At 50.7% G+C, this 19,025-nt stretch carries 13 protein-coding genes; 7 read left to right on the top strand and 6 right to left on the bottom strand.

What is annotated here, in order from left to right; genetic code table 11:
* Positions 1 to 98: 98 nt before the first annotated feature.
* Entirely contained in the window at positions 99 to 1,457 is a 1,359-nt protein-coding gene (gene yegD / locus OH773_RS07345) for a molecular chaperone (protein ID WP_270144390.1), read from the top strand.
* A gap of 32 nt (positions 1,458 to 1,489) precedes the next feature.
* Here the strand turns inward: yegD and OH773_RS07340 are convergent, their stop codons facing one another.
* Complete coding sequence (locus OH773_RS07340; protein WP_270144389.1) at positions 1,490 to 1,786, bottom strand: helix-turn-helix domain-containing protein; 297 nt, start codon at positions 1,784 to 1,786, stop codon at positions 1,490 to 1,492.
* Complete coding sequence (locus OH773_RS07335; RefSeq protein WP_270144388.1) at positions 1,783 to 2,136, bottom strand: type II toxin-antitoxin system RelE/ParE family toxin; 354 nt, start codon at positions 2,134 to 2,136, stop codon at positions 1,783 to 1,785. Before OH773_RS07335 ends, OH773_RS07340 begins: the two co-directional genes overlap by 4 nt.
* A gap of 355 nt (positions 2,137 to 2,491) precedes the next feature.
* Here OH773_RS07335 and OH773_RS07330 point away from each other — a divergent pair, with 355 nt between their 5' ends.
* The 6 genes from OH773_RS07330 (at position 2,492) to baeR (ending at position 13,595) form a co-directional block, all read left to right on the top strand.
* Positions 2,492 to 3,730 (top strand): MdtA/MuxA family multidrug efflux RND transporter periplasmic adaptor subunit, encoded by a 1,239-nt coding sequence (locus OH773_RS07330; RefSeq protein WP_270144387.1) that lies wholly within the window; start codon positions 2,492 to 2,494, stop codon positions 3,728 to 3,730.
* Complete coding sequence (locus tag OH773_RS07325) at positions 3,730 to 6,864, top strand: MdtB/MuxB family multidrug efflux RND transporter permease subunit (protein ID WP_270144385.1); 3,135 nt, start codon at positions 3,730 to 3,732, stop codon at positions 6,862 to 6,864. Before OH773_RS07330 ends, OH773_RS07325 begins: the two co-directional genes overlap by 1 nt.
* Positions 6,865 to 9,954, top strand: coding sequence for a multidrug efflux RND transporter permease subunit MdtC (gene mdtC, locus OH773_RS07320; protein WP_270144382.1), 3,090 nt, complete (start codon positions 6,865 to 6,867; stop codon positions 9,952 to 9,954).
* A 115-nt stretch (positions 9,955 to 10,069) separates the two neighbouring features.
* Complete coding sequence (locus OH773_RS07315) at positions 10,070 to 11,485, top strand: MFS transporter (protein ID WP_270144380.1); 1,416 nt, start codon at positions 10,070 to 10,072, stop codon at positions 11,483 to 11,485.
* On the top strand, positions 11,482 to 12,876 hold the full coding sequence (gene baeS, locus OH773_RS07310) for a two-component system sensor histidine kinase BaeS (RefSeq protein WP_270144378.1): 1,395 nt from the start codon (positions 11,482 to 11,484) through the stop codon (positions 12,874 to 12,876). Before OH773_RS07315 ends, baeS begins: the two co-directional genes overlap by 4 nt.
* A complete protein-coding gene (gene baeR, locus OH773_RS07305; protein ID WP_183269864.1) occupies positions 12,873 to 13,595 on the top strand; it encodes a two-component system response regulator BaeR in 723 nt (240 codons plus the stop codon). Before baeS ends, baeR begins: the two co-directional genes overlap by 4 nt.
* Positions 13,596 to 13,625: 30 nt before the next feature.
* Here baeR and OH773_RS07300 read toward each other — a convergent pair whose 3' ends face one another.
* The 4 genes from OH773_RS07300 to OH773_RS07285 all read right to left on the bottom strand — a co-directional run bounded on the left by OH773_RS07300 (position 13,626) and on the right by OH773_RS07285 (position 19,019).
* A complete protein-coding gene (locus OH773_RS07300; protein ID WP_270144376.1) occupies positions 13,626 to 14,720 on the bottom strand; it encodes an Ig-like domain-containing protein in 1,095 nt (364 codons plus the stop codon).
* Positions 14,721 to 14,810: 90 nt separating this feature from the next.
* The gene (locus OH773_RS07295) at positions 14,811 to 15,698 is read right to left on the bottom strand and encodes a SinI family autotransporter-associated protein (RefSeq protein ID WP_270144373.1); all 888 of its coding nucleotides are present in this window, start codon (positions 15,696 to 15,698) and stop codon (positions 14,811 to 14,813) included.
* Positions 15,699 to 15,743: 45 nt separating this feature from the next.
* Positions 15,744 to 17,999, bottom strand: coding sequence for an inverse autotransporter beta domain-containing protein (locus OH773_RS07290; RefSeq protein ID WP_270144371.1), 2,256 nt, complete (start codon positions 17,997 to 17,999; stop codon positions 15,744 to 15,746).
* A 372-nt stretch (positions 18,000 to 18,371) separates the two neighbouring features.
* Positions 18,372 to 19,019, bottom strand: coding sequence for a helix-turn-helix domain-containing protein (locus OH773_RS07285; RefSeq protein WP_270144369.1), 648 nt, complete (start codon positions 19,017 to 19,019; stop codon positions 18,372 to 18,374).
* Positions 19,020 to 19,025 lie beyond the last annotated feature (6 nt).

Genomic DNA, 19,025 nt, shown 5'->3' with positions numbered 1-19,025 from the left:
CGCCATGAATACCGCTTGAATTATGCAGGGTAATTCTATTGCCCGAAGCGAAACATTCCGCTAAAGTCGCCCCCCTTCTTCACCGGCATGGGGACGTTATGCAATTTATAGGCTTTGATTATGGTACTGCAAACTGCTCTGTAGCAGTGATGCGCGATGGTGTTCCACAGGCGCTGGAGATGGAAAACGGTTCAACACTGCTTCCGTCGATGTTGTGTGCGCCAACGCGTGAATCGGTCAGTGAGTGGTTATATCGCCATCACGACGTTCCGGCAACAGGGACTGAAACTCAGGCCTTGCTGCGCCGCGCGGTCTCATTTAACCGCGAAGAAGATATCGACGTTTTGCCCGGCAGCGTGCAGTTCGGACTGAGTTCGTTGCGCCAGTATATGGAAGATCCGGAAGAGGTTTACTTTGTTAAATCACCGAAATCTTTTCTCGGCGCGACAGGCTTAAAGCCACAGCAAGTCGCCGTGTTTGAAGATTTGGTCTGCGCCATGATGCTGCACATTCGTAATCAGGCACAAAGCCAGGTTGACGAACCCATCACTCAGGCCGTCATTGGCCGTCCGATAAACTTCCAGGGTTTAGGTGGAGACGAGGCTAACCAGCAGGCTCAAGGGATCCTCGATCGCGCAGCACATCGTGCTGGCTTTAAAGACGTCGTCTTTCAGTTTGAGCCGGTTGCCGCAGGCCTGGATTTTGAAGCCACGTTAACCGAAGAAAAACAGGTACTGGTAGTCGATATCGGTGGCGGTACAACGGACTGCTCAGTTTTACTGATGGGGCCACAATGGCGCGCCCGTCGTGACCGCGAACATAGCCTGCTCGGCCACAGTGGTTGCCGTGTGGGGGGTAATGACCTCGATATTATGCTGGCATTTAAACAGCTTTCCCCGTTATTGGGGATGGGTGGTCAAACCGAAAAAGGCATCGCACTGCCGGTATTGCCATGGTGGAATGCTGTGGCGATAAACGATGTTCCCGCGCAAAACGATTTTTACAGTAGCGCCAATGGCCGCATGCTCAATGAACTGGTACGCGATTCTCGTGACCCGGAAAAAGTCGCGCACTTACAAAAAGTCTGGCGTCAGCGCCTGAGCTATCGCCTGGTGCGTGCCGCAGAAGAGAGCAAAATTGCCCTTTCAGACAGTCAGCAGGTCGCTACGCTGTTACCGTTTATTAGCAAAGAGTTGGGCTGCGATATCAGCCAACCCGAGCTGGAAAGTGCGATTAGCCAGCCGTTGCAGCGGATTATGGAGCAAGTCACGCTGGCACTGGAAAACAGCGCCGTGAAACCTGACGTGATCTATCTTACCGGCGGCAGCGCTCGCTCACCGTTGCTAAAACAGGCTCTGGCTCAACAATTGCCGGGGATTCCGCTGGCCGGTGGCGATGATTTCGGTTCGGTGACCGCAGGCCTTGCGCGCTGGGCTGATGTCGTATTTAAAGACTAAATAACACGCCGTGGGGATACTCACGGCGTTGCTTAAATTCGGAACACTTTATTACCTTCCGGTAGCTGAACTAACAAAGAGAGTTTCCCGCCCATTGCTTCGATATAGCGCTTAAGCGTCAGCACTTTTAAATCATTACCACGCTGCTCAATAGCCGCTATTGCGGGCTGAGTAACGCCCATCACCTCTGCTACCTGCTTCTGTGAGAATTGCAATTCTTCACGCATCAGTTGCAAACCCGTTTCCAGCACCAGTTCTTGCGCCATGCGCCAGATATCATTTTGATCTTCAGGCGAAAACTCAGCCATAACGTCTTGTAGCTTTTTCATTCATCCCTCTCCATTTCATCCAGATACCGAGAAAACTGTGTGTCTGCGAGCCTTATCAGATCGCCGTAAAAGCGTTTACGTCCCGTTTTATCGCCACCGCATAACACGACGGCACGCTGAAGCGGATCAAAAGCAAAAAACAAGCGATAAGGTTTTCCACACCACTGAACTCTCAATTCTTTCATGTTAGTAAAGCGCGAACCTTTCACCGTATCGGCTAACGGACGCCCCAGTTGAGGCCCCCACACTGATATGTTGAGCGTCATCGCCACAATGCGTTTACGCAGGTCCAACGGCTGCTCGTTATACCAACAATAAAAATCATCGGTATAGATTACGGTCCACGCCATACTCACTCCTTATAAACTATAGTTTATATATAAAATATAAACCACAGTTTATTTTCGAAGAATCTGGCTGGCTACTATGTCATCACATTCCTACGAGGATCCACGCAGAAAAACCCCCATTAAGACTTATCCATACAGTACTTCATATTTCCTCCATTTTTCCGCCGCCCTCACTCACTACACTAGTAGTACCCAAAATAATTCGAGCTGCATTGCGGCGGCAAGGGAACGAATCCCGATGAGCTTACATAAGTAAGTGATTCGGGTGAGAGAACGAAGCCAACAAAGATGCAGCTTGAAGTATGACGGGTATATCATTAGGCCAAATCGTTTCAGGAAGAGAAGACGGACACATATGAAAGGCACGTTCACCGCACGTTGGATAGGGATTGCAGCCGCAGTCATTGTCGTTATTGCCGCCATTTTTTACTGGCGCAACACGAGTTCCAGTAACGACACCTCGGGTACGCAATCTGCACAACAACGCACTGCTGGCGGTAGCCGCGGGATGCGCGGCGGTGCGTTGGCCCCGGTTCAGGCGGCCACAGCGACCAGTGAATCGGTGCCGCGCTATCTGACCGGGCTTGGAACGATTACTGCCGCGAATACCGTGACGGTTCGCAGCCGTGTCGACGGGCAGCTTCTGGCGATTCATTTTCAGGAAGGGCAACAAGTTAAAGCTGGTGATTTGCTGGCAGAAATTGACCCTAGCCAATTCAAAATTGCGCTGGCTCAGGCGCAAGGGCAACTCGCAAAAGATCAGGCTACTTTGGCAAATGCTCGCCGCGACCTCGCGCGTTTTCAGCAACTGGTCAAAACCAACCTGGTGTCACGCCAGGAACTGGACGCACAACAAGCGTTAGTCAATGAATCTGTCGGGACGATCAAAGCCGATGAAGCCACTGTTGCCAACGCGCAATTACAACTCGACTGGAGCCGAATCACCGCGCCGATTGATGGCCGAGTCGGCCTGAAACAAGTTGATATTGGTAACCAGATTTCCAGTAGCGACACCACGGGTATTGTGGTGTTGACCCAAACCCATCCCATCGATCTAATTTTTACCCTGCCAGAAAACGATATTGCCACCGTGGTAAAAGCGCAGAAAGCAGGATTGACACTGAGCGTTGAAGCCTGGGATCGTACCAACACGCAGAAACTCAGCAGCGGAGCTTTGCTAAGTCTCGATAACCAAATCGATGCCACAACCGGCACCATCAAACTCAAAGCGCGTTTCAATAACGAAGATGACGCCTTGTTCCCCAACCAGTTCGTGAATGCGCGCATGTTGGTTGATACCCAGCAAAACGCGGTTGTTATCCCGACTGCAGCCGTGCAAATGGGCAATGAAGGTCACTTCGTTTGGGTACTCGACAGCGAAGATAAGGTCAGTAAACATCGGGTGACGGTCGGCATTCAGGATAGCCAGAAAGTCGTGATTACCGCCGGGATTTCGACCGGTGACCGTGTGGTCACAGACGGCATTGACCGCCTGACAGAAGGCGCGAAGGTGGAAGTGGTCGAGGCGCACTCAACAACATCCGCCGCTCAGGAAACACAGACAAAACACAAACGTAACGGAGCGAACTCCTGATGCAGGTGCTACCACCCAGCGCCACAGGTGGCCCATCACGCCTGTTTATTCTGCGGCCTGTTGCCACCACGCTTTTGATGGTGGCTATCTTAATTGCCGGGATTATCGGTTACCGTTTTCTGCCGGTTTCAGCACTGCCCGAAGTCGATTACCCGACGATTCAGGTCGTTACGCTCTATCCAGGTGCCAGCCCGGATGTCGTGACATCGGCAATTACCGCCCCCCTTGAACGTCAGTTTGGGCAGATGTCCGGACTCAAACAGATGTCTTCGCAAAGTGCCGGTGGTGCCTCAGTTGTGACGTTGCAATTCCAGCTCACGCTGCCGCTCGACGTGGCCGAACAAGAAGTTCAGGCAGCCATTAACGCCGCCACTAACCTGTTGCCAACCGATCTGCCAAATCCGCCGGTATACAGCAAAGTTAACCCTGCCGATCCGCCGATTATGACGCTCGCCGTGACCTCAACCGCGATGCCGATGACGCAAGTCGAAGATATGGTGGAAACGCGTGTCGCGCAGAAAATTTCACAGGTTTCCGGCGTCGGTCTGGTGACGCTTTCCGGCGGCCAGCGCCCTGCCGTACGCGTGAAACTGAACGCGCCCGCGATTGCCGCCCTTGGCTTAACCAGTGAAACCGTGCGCACCGCCATTACCAGCGCCAACGTGAACTCGGCAAAAGGTAGCCTGGATGGTCCGGAGCGTGCCGTGACGCTTTCGGCAAACGACCAAATGCAGTCGGCAGATGAATATCGCAATCTGATTATTGCCTACCAGAACGGCGCGCCAATTCGCCTTGGCGATGTGGCAACCGTTGAACAAGGTGCCGAAAACACCTGGCTCGGAGCCTGGGCCAACAAACAGCCCGCCATTGTGATGAACGTGCAACGTCAACCTGGCGCGAACATCATCGATACCGCCGACAGTATTCGTGCGATGTTGCCCGCATTAACCAAAAGTCTGCCGAAATCGGTTGAGGTCAAATTACTCAGCGACCGCACCACCAATATTCGTGCCTCCGTCACCGACACACAGCACGAGTTGATGCTCGCCATCGCACTGGTGGTGATGATTATTTATCTGTTCCTGCGCAATGTCCCGGCAACCATTATTCCCGCAGTGGCGGTTCCACTGTCTCTGATTGGGACGTTCGCCGTCATGGTGTTTCTCGACTTCTCAATCAACAACCTCACGCTGATGGCGTTAACGATAGCCACCGGCTTTGTGGTCGATGATGCGATTGTGGTTATCGAGAACATTTCGCGATACATCGAAAAAGGTGAAAAGCCGCTGACCGCCTCGCTAAAAGGGGCTGGCGAGATTGGCTTTACGATTATCTCCCTGACCTTTTCGCTGATCGCGGTACTGATTCCTTTGCTGTTTATGGGCGATATTGTAGGGCGCTTATTCCGTGAATTTGCCGTCACGCTGGCTATCGCCATTTTGATCTCGGCGGTGGTGTCGCTGACGCTAACGCCAATGATGTGCGCCCGCATGTTAAGCCACGAGTCGCTGCGCAAACAGAACCGTTTTTCTCGCGCCAGCGAGCGCTTCTTTGACCGTGTCATTGCCGGATATGGCCGCTTTTTAGCCCGCGTTTTACACCATCCGTGGCTGACGTTGGGCGTGGCTTTTGGCACCCTGGCGTTGACCATCGTGCTGTGGATTTTCATTCCGAAAGGCTTCTTCCCGATTCAGGATAACGGCATTATTCAGGGAACGTTACAAGCGCCACAGTCGGTTTCATTTGCCAGTATGGCGCAGCGTCAGCAGCAAGTTGCCGATGTGGTGATGAAAGATCCGGCGGTAGAAAGCCTGACGTCGTTTATTGGCGTAGACGGCACGAATCCATCGCTAAACAGCGCGCGTTTGCAAATTAACCTCAAGCCGCTCAGCGACCGTGACGATCGTATTCCGGTCGTTATTGAAAGGCTGCAAAATGCCGTAGACCGAGTGCCAGGCGTTGAGCTTTATTTGCAGCCAGTGCAAGACCTGACCATTGATACCACCGTCAGCCGCACGCAATATCAGTTCACCTTGCAGGCCACATCCCTTGACGAACTCAGCACCTGGGTGCCGAAGCTAACCGAAAAACTGCGGGCTTTGCCAGAATTGGCGGATGTCAGCAGTGACTGGCAGGATCAAGGTCTGGTGGCGTATGTGAATGTTGACCGCGCCAGCGCCAGCCGTCTGGGTATTTCGATGTCCGATGTGGACAACGCACTGTACAACGCTTTTGGTCAGCGCCTGATTTCCACTATTTATACGCAAGCCAATCAGTATCGCGTCGTTCTTGAACACGATACCCGCGCCACACCAGGCCTCAGTGGGCTGGATAACATCCGCCTTGCCAGCACTGATGGCGGCAGCGTCCCGTTAAGTAGCATTGCCAAAATCGAGCAGCGTTTTGCACCGTTGACCATCAACCATCTCGACCAATTCCCGTCTACCACGTTCTCCTTCAACGTAACCAGTGACCATTCGCTGGGAGAAGCGGTGGAGGCGATTACGGCTGCGGAAAAAGATCTCGCAATGCCGACAGATATGTCCACTCAATTCCAGGGCAGCACTCTCGCCTTCCAGGCCGCATTGGGCAACACAATTTGGCTTATCATTGCCTCCGTTGTGGCGATGTATATCGTACTCGGCGTGTTATACGAGAGCTTTATTCACCCGATAACCATCTTGTCTACGCTGCCGACCGCCGGAGTCGGCGCCTTGCTGGCACTGATGCTGGCGGGTGCCGAACTGGATGTGATTGCCATCATCGGTATTATTTTGCTCATCGGTATCGTCAAGAAAAACGCCATCATGATGATCGACTTTGCGTTGGCGGCCGAGCGTGAACAAGGGATGAAACCCTACGATGCGATTTATCAGGCTTGTTTGCTGCGTTTTCGCCCGATTCTGATGACCACGCTGGCCGCTCTGTTAGGCGCACTCCCGCTGATGTTGTCAACGGGTGCCGGTGCGGAACTGCGCCGCCCGCTGGGGATTGGCATGGTCGGTGGGTTGCTGGTCAGCCAGGTGCTGACGCTGTTCACCACACCGGTTATCTATTTACTGTTTGATAATCTGTCGCACTTTGTACGCCGCCGTTTTGGTCGCCATGAAGTTAGTCGTGAAGAGGAAGTGTAAGTGAAATTCTTCGCACTGTTCATCTATCGACCGGTCGCCACCATTTTGCTGACGGTCGCCATCACCTTGTGCGGCATATTGGGCTTCCGTTTGCTGCCGGTTGCTCCACTGCCACAGGTAGATTTCCCGGTGATCATGGTCAGTGCTTCACTGCCGGGCGCTTCACCGGAAACCATGGCCTCGTCGGTCGCCACACCGCTTGAACGTGCGCTCGGGCGCATTGCAGGCGTGAACGAGATGACATCATCAAGTTCGCTCGGCAGCACCCGCATTATTCTCGAATTTACGTTTGATCGTGACATCAACGGTGCTGCGCGTGATGTGCAGGCCGCCATCAACGCTGCACAGAGTCTGTTGCCCAGCGGTATGCCAAGCCGTCCGACCTATCGCAAAGCCAACCCGTCAGATGCGCCCATTATGATCCTGACGCTGACCTCGGACACGTTTTCTCAGGGACAATTATATGATTTCGCCTCCACGCAACTGGCGCAAACCGTCGCACAGATTGATGGAGTGGGCGATGTGGACATCGGCGGCAGTTCGCTCCCGGCGGTACGCGTGGCACTCAATCCGCAAGCGCTGTTTAACCAGGGCGTTTCACTGGATGCGGTGCGCAAAACCATTAGCGATGCCAACGTACGTCGCCCACAGGGTGCGCTGGAAGATAGCTCACAGCGCTGGCAGTTACAGACCAACGATGAGTTGAAAACGGCGGCGGAATATCAGCCGTTAATCATCCATTACAACAACGGCGGTGCGGTGCATTTGAGCGATGTCGCCACCGTTACCGACTCCGTTCAGGATGTGCGCAACGCCGGGATGGCCAATGCAAAACCAGCTATTTTGCTGATGATTCGTAAATCGCAGGAAGCGAATATCATCGAAACGGTGGACAGGATCCGGGCAAAACTCCCTGAACTGCGTGAAACCATTCCAGCTTCAATAGATTTGCAAATTGCGCAGGATCGTTCGCCGACCATTCGTGCGTCGCTGGCTGAAGTCGAGCAATCGCTGGTTATCTCAGTCGCGCTGGTGATTCTGGTGGTCTTCCTGTTTCTACGCTCAGGCCGGGCAACACTTATCCCTGCGGTGGCTGTTCCGGTATCACTTATCGGGACCTTTATCGCCATGTATCTGTGCGGTTTCAGCCTGAATAACCTGTCGTTGATGGCGTTAACCATCGCTACCGGTTTTGTGGTGGATGACGCCATCGTGGTACTGGAAAATATTTCGCGCCATCTCGAAGCGGGTGTGAAACCGTTACAGGCTGCACTGCAAGGGGTACGTGAAGTCGGATTTACCGTGCTGTCGATGAGCCTGTCGCTGGTGGCGGTATTCTTGCCGCTGCTGTTGATGGGCGGATTGCCTGGACGATTATTTAAAGAGTTTGCCGTCACGTTGTCGGTCGCCATTGGGATTTCACTGGTGGTGTCGATTACCCTCACGCCGATGATGTGCGGCTGGCTGTTAAAGAGCAAACCGAAGCATACTCCTGCCCGAAACCGGGGTTTTGGACGCCTGTTAGTGGCGATGCAGCAGGGCTACGGGCGCTCACTTAAATGGGTGCTCAATCATACTAAACTGGTCGGCGTGGTGTTGTTAGCGACCATCGCGCTTAACGTTTGGCTGTATATCGCCATCCCCAAAACTTTCTTCCCGGAGCAAGATACCGGACGATTGATGGGCAATATTCAGGCAGACCAGAGCATCTCCTTCCAGGCGATGCGCGGTAAATTACAGGATTTCATGAAGATTGTTCGCGATGATCCTGCCGTCGAGAATGTGACCGGTTTCACCGGCGGATCGCGGGTCAACAGCGGCATGATGTTTATCTCGCTAAAACCACTTTCTGAGCGTAAAGAGACGGCGCAGCAGGTCATCGATCGCCTGCGTAAATCGTTGGCGAAAGAGCCAGGTGCCAGTCTGTTTTTGATGGCGGTACAGGATATTCGTGTCGGTGGCAGGCAGGCCAACGCCAGTTATCAGTACACTCTGCTGTCTGATAATTTAGCCGACCTGCGAACCTGGGAGCCTAAAATTCGCCAGGCGCTGGCAAAACTGCCGCAGCTTGCCGACGTCAACTCAGACAGCCAGAACAACGGAGCGGAAATGGATCTGATTTATGATCGTGAATCCATGGCGCGTCTGGGAATTAGCGTCGAAGACGCCAATGCCTTGCTGAACAACGCCTTTGGGCAGCGCCAGATTTCAACGATCTATCAACCGCTTAACCAGTACAAAGTGGTGATGGAAGTTGACTCACGCTACACCCAGGACATCAGCGCGTTAGATCAAATGTTCGTCATTAACAAAGACGGCAAGGCGATTCCGTTGTCGTGGTTTGCGAAATGGCAGCCTGCAAATGCTCCGCTGTCGGTCAATCACCAGGGGCTATCAGCCGCCTCCACCGTCTCATTTAACCTGCCAACCGGCATGTCGTTATCGGAAGCAAGCGAAGCGATAGATCGCACCATGACCGCACTCGGCGTGCCTTCAACGGTGCGCGGCATGTACGCCGGAACCGCGCAAGTTTTCCAGGACACCATGAAATCCCAGGTGATGCTGATTATCGCCGCCATTGCCACGGTTTACATCGTGTTAGGGATTTTGTATGAGAGCTACGTTCACCCACTGACGATTCTGTCTACGCTGCCTTCGGCAGGGGTCGGAGCACTGCTGGCGCTGGAATTATTTGGAGCACCGTTTAGCCTGATTGCGCTCATCGGCATCATGCTGTTAATCGGCATCGTGAAGAAAAATGCCATCATGATGGTGGACTTTGCCATTGATGCACAGCGCAACGGCAACTTGTCGCCAGAAGAGGCTATTTTCCAGGCCTGTTTGTTACGCTTTAGGCCCATAATGATGACGACTTTAGCAGCGCTGTTTGGGGCATTGCCATTAGTGCTAACCAGCGGTGACGGTGCGGAACTTCGCCAGCCGCTCGGCATTACCATTGTGGGTGGGCTGGTCGTCAGTCAGTTACTGACGCTCTACACCACGCCGGTGGTGTATCTGTTCTTTGACCGTTTGCGGCTGCGTTTTACGCGTAAAGTTAATCGCCTTGAAACTCCTGAATATCCAAAATAATTGGAGTTGCAGCAAGGCCGCAAGAGAGCGAATCCCGATGAGCTTACTTAAGTAAGTGATTCGGGTGAGAGAATGCAGCAACGCCGCTGCAACTTCAAGAATGAAGGATATTTAAATGACCGAACTGCCCGCAGCCGTCCGCTGGCAACTGTGGATCGTCGCTTTCGGCTTCTTCATGCAGTCGCTCGACACCACCATCGTCAACACCGCCCTCCCCTCTATGGCGGCAAGCCTTGGGGAGAGCCCGTTACACATGCACTCGGTGATTGTTGCCTATGTGCTGACGGTGGCGGTGATGCTGCCTGCCAGCGGTTGGTTGGCTGACCGGGTTGGCGTACGCAATATTTTCTTCACCGCCATCGTCCTGTTCACCATTGGCTCGCTGTTTTGTGCGCATGCATCGACACTTAACGAACTGGTCATGGCGCGAGTCGTACAAGGGATTGGCGGGGCGATGATGGTCCCCGTTGGGCGTTTGACGGTGATGAAAATTGTCCCACGCGAACAGTATATGGCGGCCATGACATTCGTTACGTTGCCCGGACAAATCGGCCCATTGCTCGGCCCGGCGTTAGGCGGCGTGCTGGTGGAGTACGCGTCCTGGCACTGGATTTTCCTGATCAATCTACCGGTTGGCATTATCGGTGCGATAGCGACGTTGTGGCTGATGCCGAACTACACCATGCAGACACGTAAATTCGACATGATGGGTTTTGTCTTTCTTGCGTTTGGCATGGCGGCACTGACCATCGCACTGGATGGCGCAAAAGGTTTAGGCATCCCACAATCTACGCTCTGGCTGTTAGTGGGCGGTGGCGCCGCAGCGATAGCACTCTACTTATGGCATGCCAAAGCCAATGACAGCGCCTTGTTCAACCTCAATTTATTTAAGACTCAAACCTTCTCACTCGGTCTGCTGGGGAGTTTTTGCGGGCGCATCGGCAGCGGCATGATCCCCTTTATGACGCCGGTATTCCTGCAAATCGGCCTTGGATTTTCCCCGTTCCATGCGGGCTTGATGATGGTGCCGATGGTGCTCGGCAGTATGGGCATGAAACGTATTGTGGTGCAGGTGGTTAACCGCTTTGGCTATCGCAATGTGTTAGTCGCCACCACGTTAGGTCTGGCGCTGGTGATTCTGATGTTCATGGGTACCGCACTGATGGGCTGGTATTACCTGCTGCCGGTAGTGTTGTTCTTGCTCGGCATGGTGAACTCCACACGATTTTCGTCAATGAACACCCTGACGCTAAAAGATTTACCTGATGACCTCGCAAGCGGCGGCAACAGTATGCTGTCGATGGTGATGCAACTGTCTATGAGCATCGGCGTTACCATCGCCGGGATGCTGCTTGGGATGTACGGTCATCATCAACTGACAGCGGATAGCACGGTGGTCCATAGCGTCTTTATGTACACCTATCTGAGCATGGCACTGGTTATCGCCCTCCCCGCGTTGATTTTTGCTCGCGTCCCGAAAGACACCACAAAAAATGTCGTGATTGCACGGCGTAAAAGGAGGAGCTCATGAAGCTCTGGCGTCCAGGCATTACCGGCAAACTATTTTTGGCCATTTTCTCCACCTGCTTACTGGTATTGGCCATTATGCATTGGGGCGTGCGGCTCAGCTTCGAACATGGGTTTATTGATTACATCAAACGCGGCAATGAGCAGCGCCTGGAAATGTTAAGTGACGCACTTGGCGAACAGTATGCCCAGCACGGTAACTGGCAGTTTCTGCGCAATAACGACCGTTTTATGTTCAAACTGTTGCGCTCTTTTGAGCATGGCGATGAAGAAAACCGTAATTTGCCACCGCATGGCTGGCGCACGCAGTTTTGGGTGGTCGATCAGGATTACAAAGTATTGGTAGGCCCGCGCGGCCCGGTGCCGACAGACGGCATGCGCCGTTCCATTAACGTCAATGGCCGTGATGCCGGATGGGTGGTCGCCTCACCCGTTGAGCGCTTAACGCGCAATACCGATATCAATTTCGACAGGCAGCAACGCCGCACCAGTTGGATTATCGTCGCCCTTTCCTCGCTGCTGGCAGCAGCGGCGACCTTCTTGCTGGCTCGTGGTTTACTTGCCCCGGTGAAACGCCTGGTAGAAGGCACGCATAAACTGGCGGCGGGGGATTTCTCAACCCGTGTCGACTCCACCAGCCAGGATGAGCTGGGCAAACTGGCGCAAGACTTTAACCAACTCGCCAGCACGCTTGAGAAAAATCACAATATGCGACGTGCATATATGGCTGATATTTCGCATGAGTTACGCACTCCGCTGGCGATTTTACGCGGCGAACTGGAAGCGATTCAGGATGGCGTGCGTAAATTCACGCCCGAATCGGTGGCTTCGTTGCAAATGGAAGTCGCCACGCTAACCAAACTTGTCGACGATCTACACCAGTTGTCGATGTCTGACGAAGGGGCGCTGGCCTATCAGAAACAGTCGTTGGATATCATTAACCTGTTGGAAATTGCGGCGGGTGCGTTTCGTGAACGCTTCAATTCTCGCGGGTTAACCATTAGCCTTGCCCTACCGGACAGCGTGAGCATTTTTGGTGATAGCGACCGTTTAATGCAGCTATTCAATAACCTACTGGAAAACAGCCTGCGCTATACCGATACGGGCGGCCAGTTGGTTATCTCCGGCGAAATTATCCAGCAGCGTTTCGTGATGCATTTCGCCGACAGCGCACCGGGCGTGAGCGACGAACAGCTAACCATGCTGTTTGAGCGATTCTACCGCACCGAAGGCTCGCGCAACCGAGCCAGTGGCGGTTCAGGGCTTGGGTTGTCCATCTGCCAGAACATTGTCGCGGCCCATAACGGCAAGCTTTACGCTACGCATTCGCCTTTCGGTGGGGTTAGCATTACAGTAGAGCTACCTCTACAGTCAGAATCTTTGAGACCTGTATGATCGAGTTACCTATAGACGAAAACACACCGCGCATCTTAATTGTTGAAGACGAACCGAAGCTTGGGCAGTTGCTGATTGATTACTTGCGCGCTGCCGGCTACGCACCGGAACTCATTACCCACGGCGATAAAGTGCTGGCGTTTGTGCGCCAGACGCCGCCAGACCTGATCCTGCTCGATTTGATGCTGCCCGGCACCGACGGACTGACACTGTGCCGCGAAATCCGTCGCTTCTCTGAAGTGCCGATTGTGATGGTCACAGCGAAAATCGAGGAAATTGACCGTCTGCTAGGGCTGGAAATTGGTGCCGATGATTACATCTGCAAGCCTTACAGCCCGCGGGAAGTGGTGGCTCGCGTCAAAACGATTTTGCGTCGCTGCAAACGCCAGCGAGATCCGATTCTTGCCGACGAAATCAGCCCGTTGATTATCGACGAGGGCCGTTTTCAGGCAAGCTGGCGCGACAAACTGTTAGATTTAACGCCAGCGGAATTCCGCCTGCTCAAAACCCTTTCTCACGAACCGGGCAAAGTGTTCTCGCGCGAACAATTGCTGAATCAGCTGTATGACGATTATCGCGTGGTCACCGACCGCACGATCGACAGCCATATTAAAAACCTGCGCCGTAAGCTCGAAGCGTTGGATGAAGAGCAGTCATTTATCCGTGCGGTGTACGGTGTGGGATACCGTTGGGAAGCGGACGCCTGCCGTATTGCATAAAACTGCGGGGTAATATACCCCGCACATTTATTACTCAATACAAGCCACGCCTTCAGGTTTATCAGCTGTGTTAGAACTTATATGGCCCGTTGCAGTGTACATGTAGGCATAGGCATCATTTTCCGCAACCATTTCATCGGAAGTCCAGAACACCGAACCCGCGTGTGAAACATCATCAAGGCTGCTTCCCCACTCCTGCCATAATGAATTACTCGGTACTTCTCGCTTTCCTTCCTCTGATGACAAATCATCACGAGTCGGCATACGGTAGCCCTGGTTTTCGCACCAGGCTTTTGCGTCATACCAGTTGAGTTTTCCTGCTGATTCGCTTCTAAAAATAAAGAATTTCTGTGGATTGAAAATAATCGACCCTTTCGACTCATTATGTCGTGCAGTGATTCGGAATGCCCCTTTTGCCTTGATGGTCACAAGTCCTGTATCACTCACTGTCGCAATGCCGGGATTAGTTGTCGTCCATTCATCAATCTGGTCAACTACGTTATCGGTTCCTAACTGTATTTGAGCACCAGGGAACGCGGTATTGATTGTTTTACTGGCAGAGACACTCAATGTCGCAGCACTATTTTCTGGCGCAATGAGATAACCAATTATATTTAAAGAGTGTGGGTTAACAGGACCAGTGGGGATATTATCGTTTGCATCGTAAGTCGATATATCATTGATGTTTAGTGCGATATTTTCCCGTGGAACGCCAGTGACTGTTGTAGGTATTATGTGAACCCCTACGGTGCAACCTTTATCATCAGGATGGAGGATATATTGATTAACACCGGTAGCCAGCACATGTTTATTGTTGCTTGTATCAGTGCAAATCCACTCTACCGTCGGGAGAGTGGTTTCTTCATCACCTTCAGCATCAGCAACTGTCCACGACAATTTAATGATATCGGTGATATCTAATTCATCGTCTTCGGACATCGTTTCATTGACACGAGTGAAGCTGACCTTCCCGGCTTCATTCTTATCATTATAAATAACCGGAGGTGTACCATTAATCACTCCGGCACTGCCGGTTAAATCAGTCGCATGGGCTTTGTTCAATGCCCCACAAGATATAAACAAAATAAATGCCACTGCCTGGCAGTTGAGAGACTTTATTTTCATACATTCACCATGCAATGGCTCAATGAATAAGTGACATCCTTGTCATGGGAATTGAGCGCCAAAGTGCTCAACTCCCACTCTTCCCACAGATTATTTACGCTTGGTCGATTTCAGTACCGCTTTAACCTTCGCGGTGTAATCAACTTTTAGACCGTAACCCTGGACACCATCTGCACCCGCAGTTGCAAACACATCTTTCGCTCCCGCATTGGTAGCCGGAATGGTCAAGTCTTTGTTATCTGTACTGCTTACAGCATTACCACCCGCAGTGCTGGTTGTTGCGCTGGTGCCATCGAAGACCCATTTGTAGGTATAGTTAGCTGACGCATCAAGTTCGCCTGCATCTTGCTTCCCGTTGTTGTTTACGTCATACCAGACTTTGAACTGATAGGTGTGGCCAACCAGCAGCTTGCTATCGGCTTTACCGATCAAGTTAACCGTTGGTTCTGCGGCATCAACGATGGCAGTACCGATGGTGCCGCCGACAATTGGACCATCAGGGATGTTATCTCCGCTGTCGTTTTTACTGACGTCATTAATCACTATGGTTTGCCCGGTCGTTGGCACACCCGTTGAAGTTTGTTCAACAATCTCTGCCCCCAGGTAAAGCCCGGCGTCTGCTGCCTGAATGGTATAATCGGCTTGACCATCACTGCCGGTCAGCATCTTTTTATTCGCCCCCACGCCATCAGTAGTGGTGAACCATTTAATGGACGCATTACTGCTATCAGTATCCCCTTCAGCATCCTGCAATATATGACTGAGCGTGATTTTGTCACCCGGTGTCATAGCGTCGGTGGAACCACTATGATGATCGTTTGCAAACGCCACAGTGTGCGCAGCAGCGCCCGTATTGGCTTTAAGCACCGGAACGGTACCGTTAAGTGTCCCAGCTGAGTCTGTCATAACCGCCATCGCCAGCGGGCTACAGCTTGCGAAAATAATGGTCGCAAGCAGTGTTCTATTAAAATTTTTCATATTGGTAATAGCTCATAAAGTTAATATTACTTGAATACTCCGTGCTTATTTTTGAGCGCGAAGATTATTCATGATTTTTTGACCTGCGGGTGTTAACTGGTAATCAATTTTCAATTTAAATCCCTGAATACCATCAGCACCGGCATTAACAAAAACCTGACTCGCTTGTGCGTTAGTGTCGGGAATTGAAATGTCGTTGTTAATTGTTGAATTCACTGCATACCCACCTTGGGTTCCATTGGGCGAAGTTCCATCAAAAAACCATTTATAATCCACTAATGAAATTAATGGTGTCGCGTTAGTATCAGAAACTGTTTCACGATCTGTCGCATCCCACTGCCCGTTATTATTGCTGTCATAGGCAATTTTGAATTCATATTTACGACCTAATTTAAGCACATTGCCTTTCGTCGCCGTTAAATTAACGGTAGGGTTCTCGCTATCAACGATTGCAGTGTAAATCATGGTGCTCGCGGGACTAAAATCGACTAATACCGTGTTCGTTTTCTTGGTATTATCATCATCCTTCTCCGCTATTACCGAAAATACACCGCTCATCGTACTGCCTAATACTGCTTCAGAACCGGATGGTGGTTCTTTATAAAAAAGGCATTCGCTACCGGAAGTACATTCGCTTTTCGAAGCGTGAATCGTGACTTCCTGAGAATGCGATTTATCTTCCATTTTATATGCATGGAAAGTTAACCCCAGGTTCTGGGCATCTACTGGCGTCGTTTCACCAGCAAGACCTGAAATTTTGGCACCACTGGCGACAAGATTTGCAAAACTATTACCATTGGCAAGTAACTTGATGGCCTTTTTCGCTTCACCATTATCATCAATGACTAACTGATAATTAATCGGCGCTTCTGTCACGATGATATTCACTGCATTAGATTGTTTCGTATGCCCTTTATCATCCACCAGTGTTAGCGCGAGTCTGTATTTGTTCGCATTAGGATCGGTTGAATCCACCCATGCCGGGAAGGTCAACGTCCAATGGTTGTCCTCCCCGTTACTAATATTTCCTGATGTTAAAGCGGGTAACCCAAGTGTGTTTTCCGGGTTGAAGCTGCCCATCGGTACCCACTGTGCGCTCTTAAGTTTAAGATGCGAGGTCACGGTAGCATTGACTGTCCAGTGGCAGCCTTCATAAGCCTCAGCGCTATCGGGGTCATCAGCCAGAATACAGGCTGCCGCTGTCCCGGTAGGTTTGAGATAAAGCCCTACATCAAGATCATTTTTCTCACGATATTCCAGCACGATGTCGTTGTTACGATCGACAAAATCCATACGACTACCGGCGAGCGTGCGCATCTGTGCGACTTCATCACCATCAAGCTGTTTTGATAAAGGGACACCGATGCGATAATCCAGACTCAGATTTGCCGTCGCTTCGTTTGTATCCGCATCCCCTTTTTTGTAGCCAGCTTGCAGGGTAATCAACGGAACCGGCGTGTAATCAACGCCCACAGTCACCGCAGACGGGTCTTCCTGCAAATTATCGGTACCAAATAACGCGACCTGATCGCCGTAGTATTTTTCATACACCAATGATGAACCTAACTGCGGATAAGCAGGCAAATAAGCCTGCATACGCAAATCCCAACCACGGGCAGGACGCTCCTCGTAATCATCTAGATCCGGTGAGTCTTTCCATGAAGAAAGCGGGAGATAATAGTTCCCACTCAGTTTCAAATAATTAGTCCAGGCCTCACCACCTAACCCAGCGCGATGATGACCCCGGGTAATATCATGATCATAAAAAAGGTTGGAACCCAGCATCCAGTCTTTTGAAATATTATGGCGGACACCCACGCCCATATTTGCAATAGTACGCCCATCTTTATTATGAGCTGAAAACTGACTGAACCAGAGATTGCTTTCCCCTTCGTACCAAGGGAGTAAATAATCCAGGGAAGAACCGTCAAGATTGCCTTTATCATTAATATTTATACTTGTTGCAATATGACCATAGGGCGAAAGCAGTTCCTCAATTTTTGATTGGGCCGCTTCTGTTGCCAAATTTTTACCATATTGTAGCGCTTCAGATTTCATCCCTTCTGGTGTCAGATTATGGAAATTGCTTTGTGCTTCATTGACCAAAATTTCAGAAGTCTTTTTCTCAACGGGATTACTTTTATCGCTTGAAGGCGAAGCGGTGGACGAATTATGTTCACTGACAGAAGAATCACTACCTCCCAGGTCAGGCAAAGCGATATTATTAGCGGAGTGGCTAACATCTGTAAATAACATGCTTAGCGATGGCATTATCAGGAAATATAAGACTATCTTTTTCATATGCACCGAAAAGCATTATTTGAAGAGAGTTAATTTATAGTATTAACAATTAAATTCTCTTTTCATGTTACGAATAAGGCAAATTATGAACGTGTTTATTGACTATTGAAATATACAAAACTGGATAGAACTTTCACTTTATAAAAATTCACCAGCGATGATACAACCCGCAAAAAATATAAAACCCTGAGAATACAACAAGCTAAATAATTGATCATTTACATGATTCAGCTTTTTACATAGGTAAGATATATGAAACAAGTTAGTTCCTGGACGATGAACCGATCACGAACCGAAGTGTAAGAAGGTGGGCTGATTGTATTAATACAATCAGTCCGAAAGGATTAGGGTCAATGAAAAACAGGATATCTTTCAGTAATTTTTGGGGAAGTTATTGAGGATTTTTATCAGTTTCCCGTGATGAATTTCGATATAGCCACCAAAACGCAGATCTGCCAGCACTTTCATTACACCGCTCCGCGCAAGATTTGAACGCTGTAAAATATAATCAGCCACACTTAACTTCGCTCGTTCACTATCAGTGTAATGCGCTAACTCTTTAAGAAATAAACAAACAGTTTCATAAGTAGAACTGTTTATCAGCATTGATTCATGATGCAGTTGCCTGTCATTGAGATAGCCCTGGTAGTAAAACACATCACGCCACAACGACTGCTGCTCGATTATTTCTATTGCCGTTTGCAATGGTAGCGTTCTGACTTCACTGCCTGCAGGGAACTGTAAGTGATAATATTGAGAGCGGTACACAGAGCCTTGCAACCCGAGTATTGTCGGTGCAAAAGCGGTTTCGACCAGGCGATTATCCACCTCACGCCATATATCCACTCGCCCTTTCGTCACAATGAAAACCTCAAAGCCCACTTTTTTATCTTTTAAGCGTGCTTCCGTGTGCTTGCCATCAAGAGGAAAAGGTTTAGCAGTATTGATAAAAGCAGCAATCAGGCGATTCAGGCTTTCCAGAGGCTTTTCTATAACACTTCGATTATTCAAACCATTCATAAAATA

The sequence above is a fragment of the Buttiauxella sp. WJP83 genome (genome assembly GCF_027594725.1).
Taxonomy (GTDB): domain Bacteria; phylum Pseudomonadota; class Gammaproteobacteria; order Enterobacterales; family Enterobacteriaceae; genus Buttiauxella; species Buttiauxella selenatireducens.
This window is presented reverse-complemented; position numbering and strand designations above follow the sequence as displayed.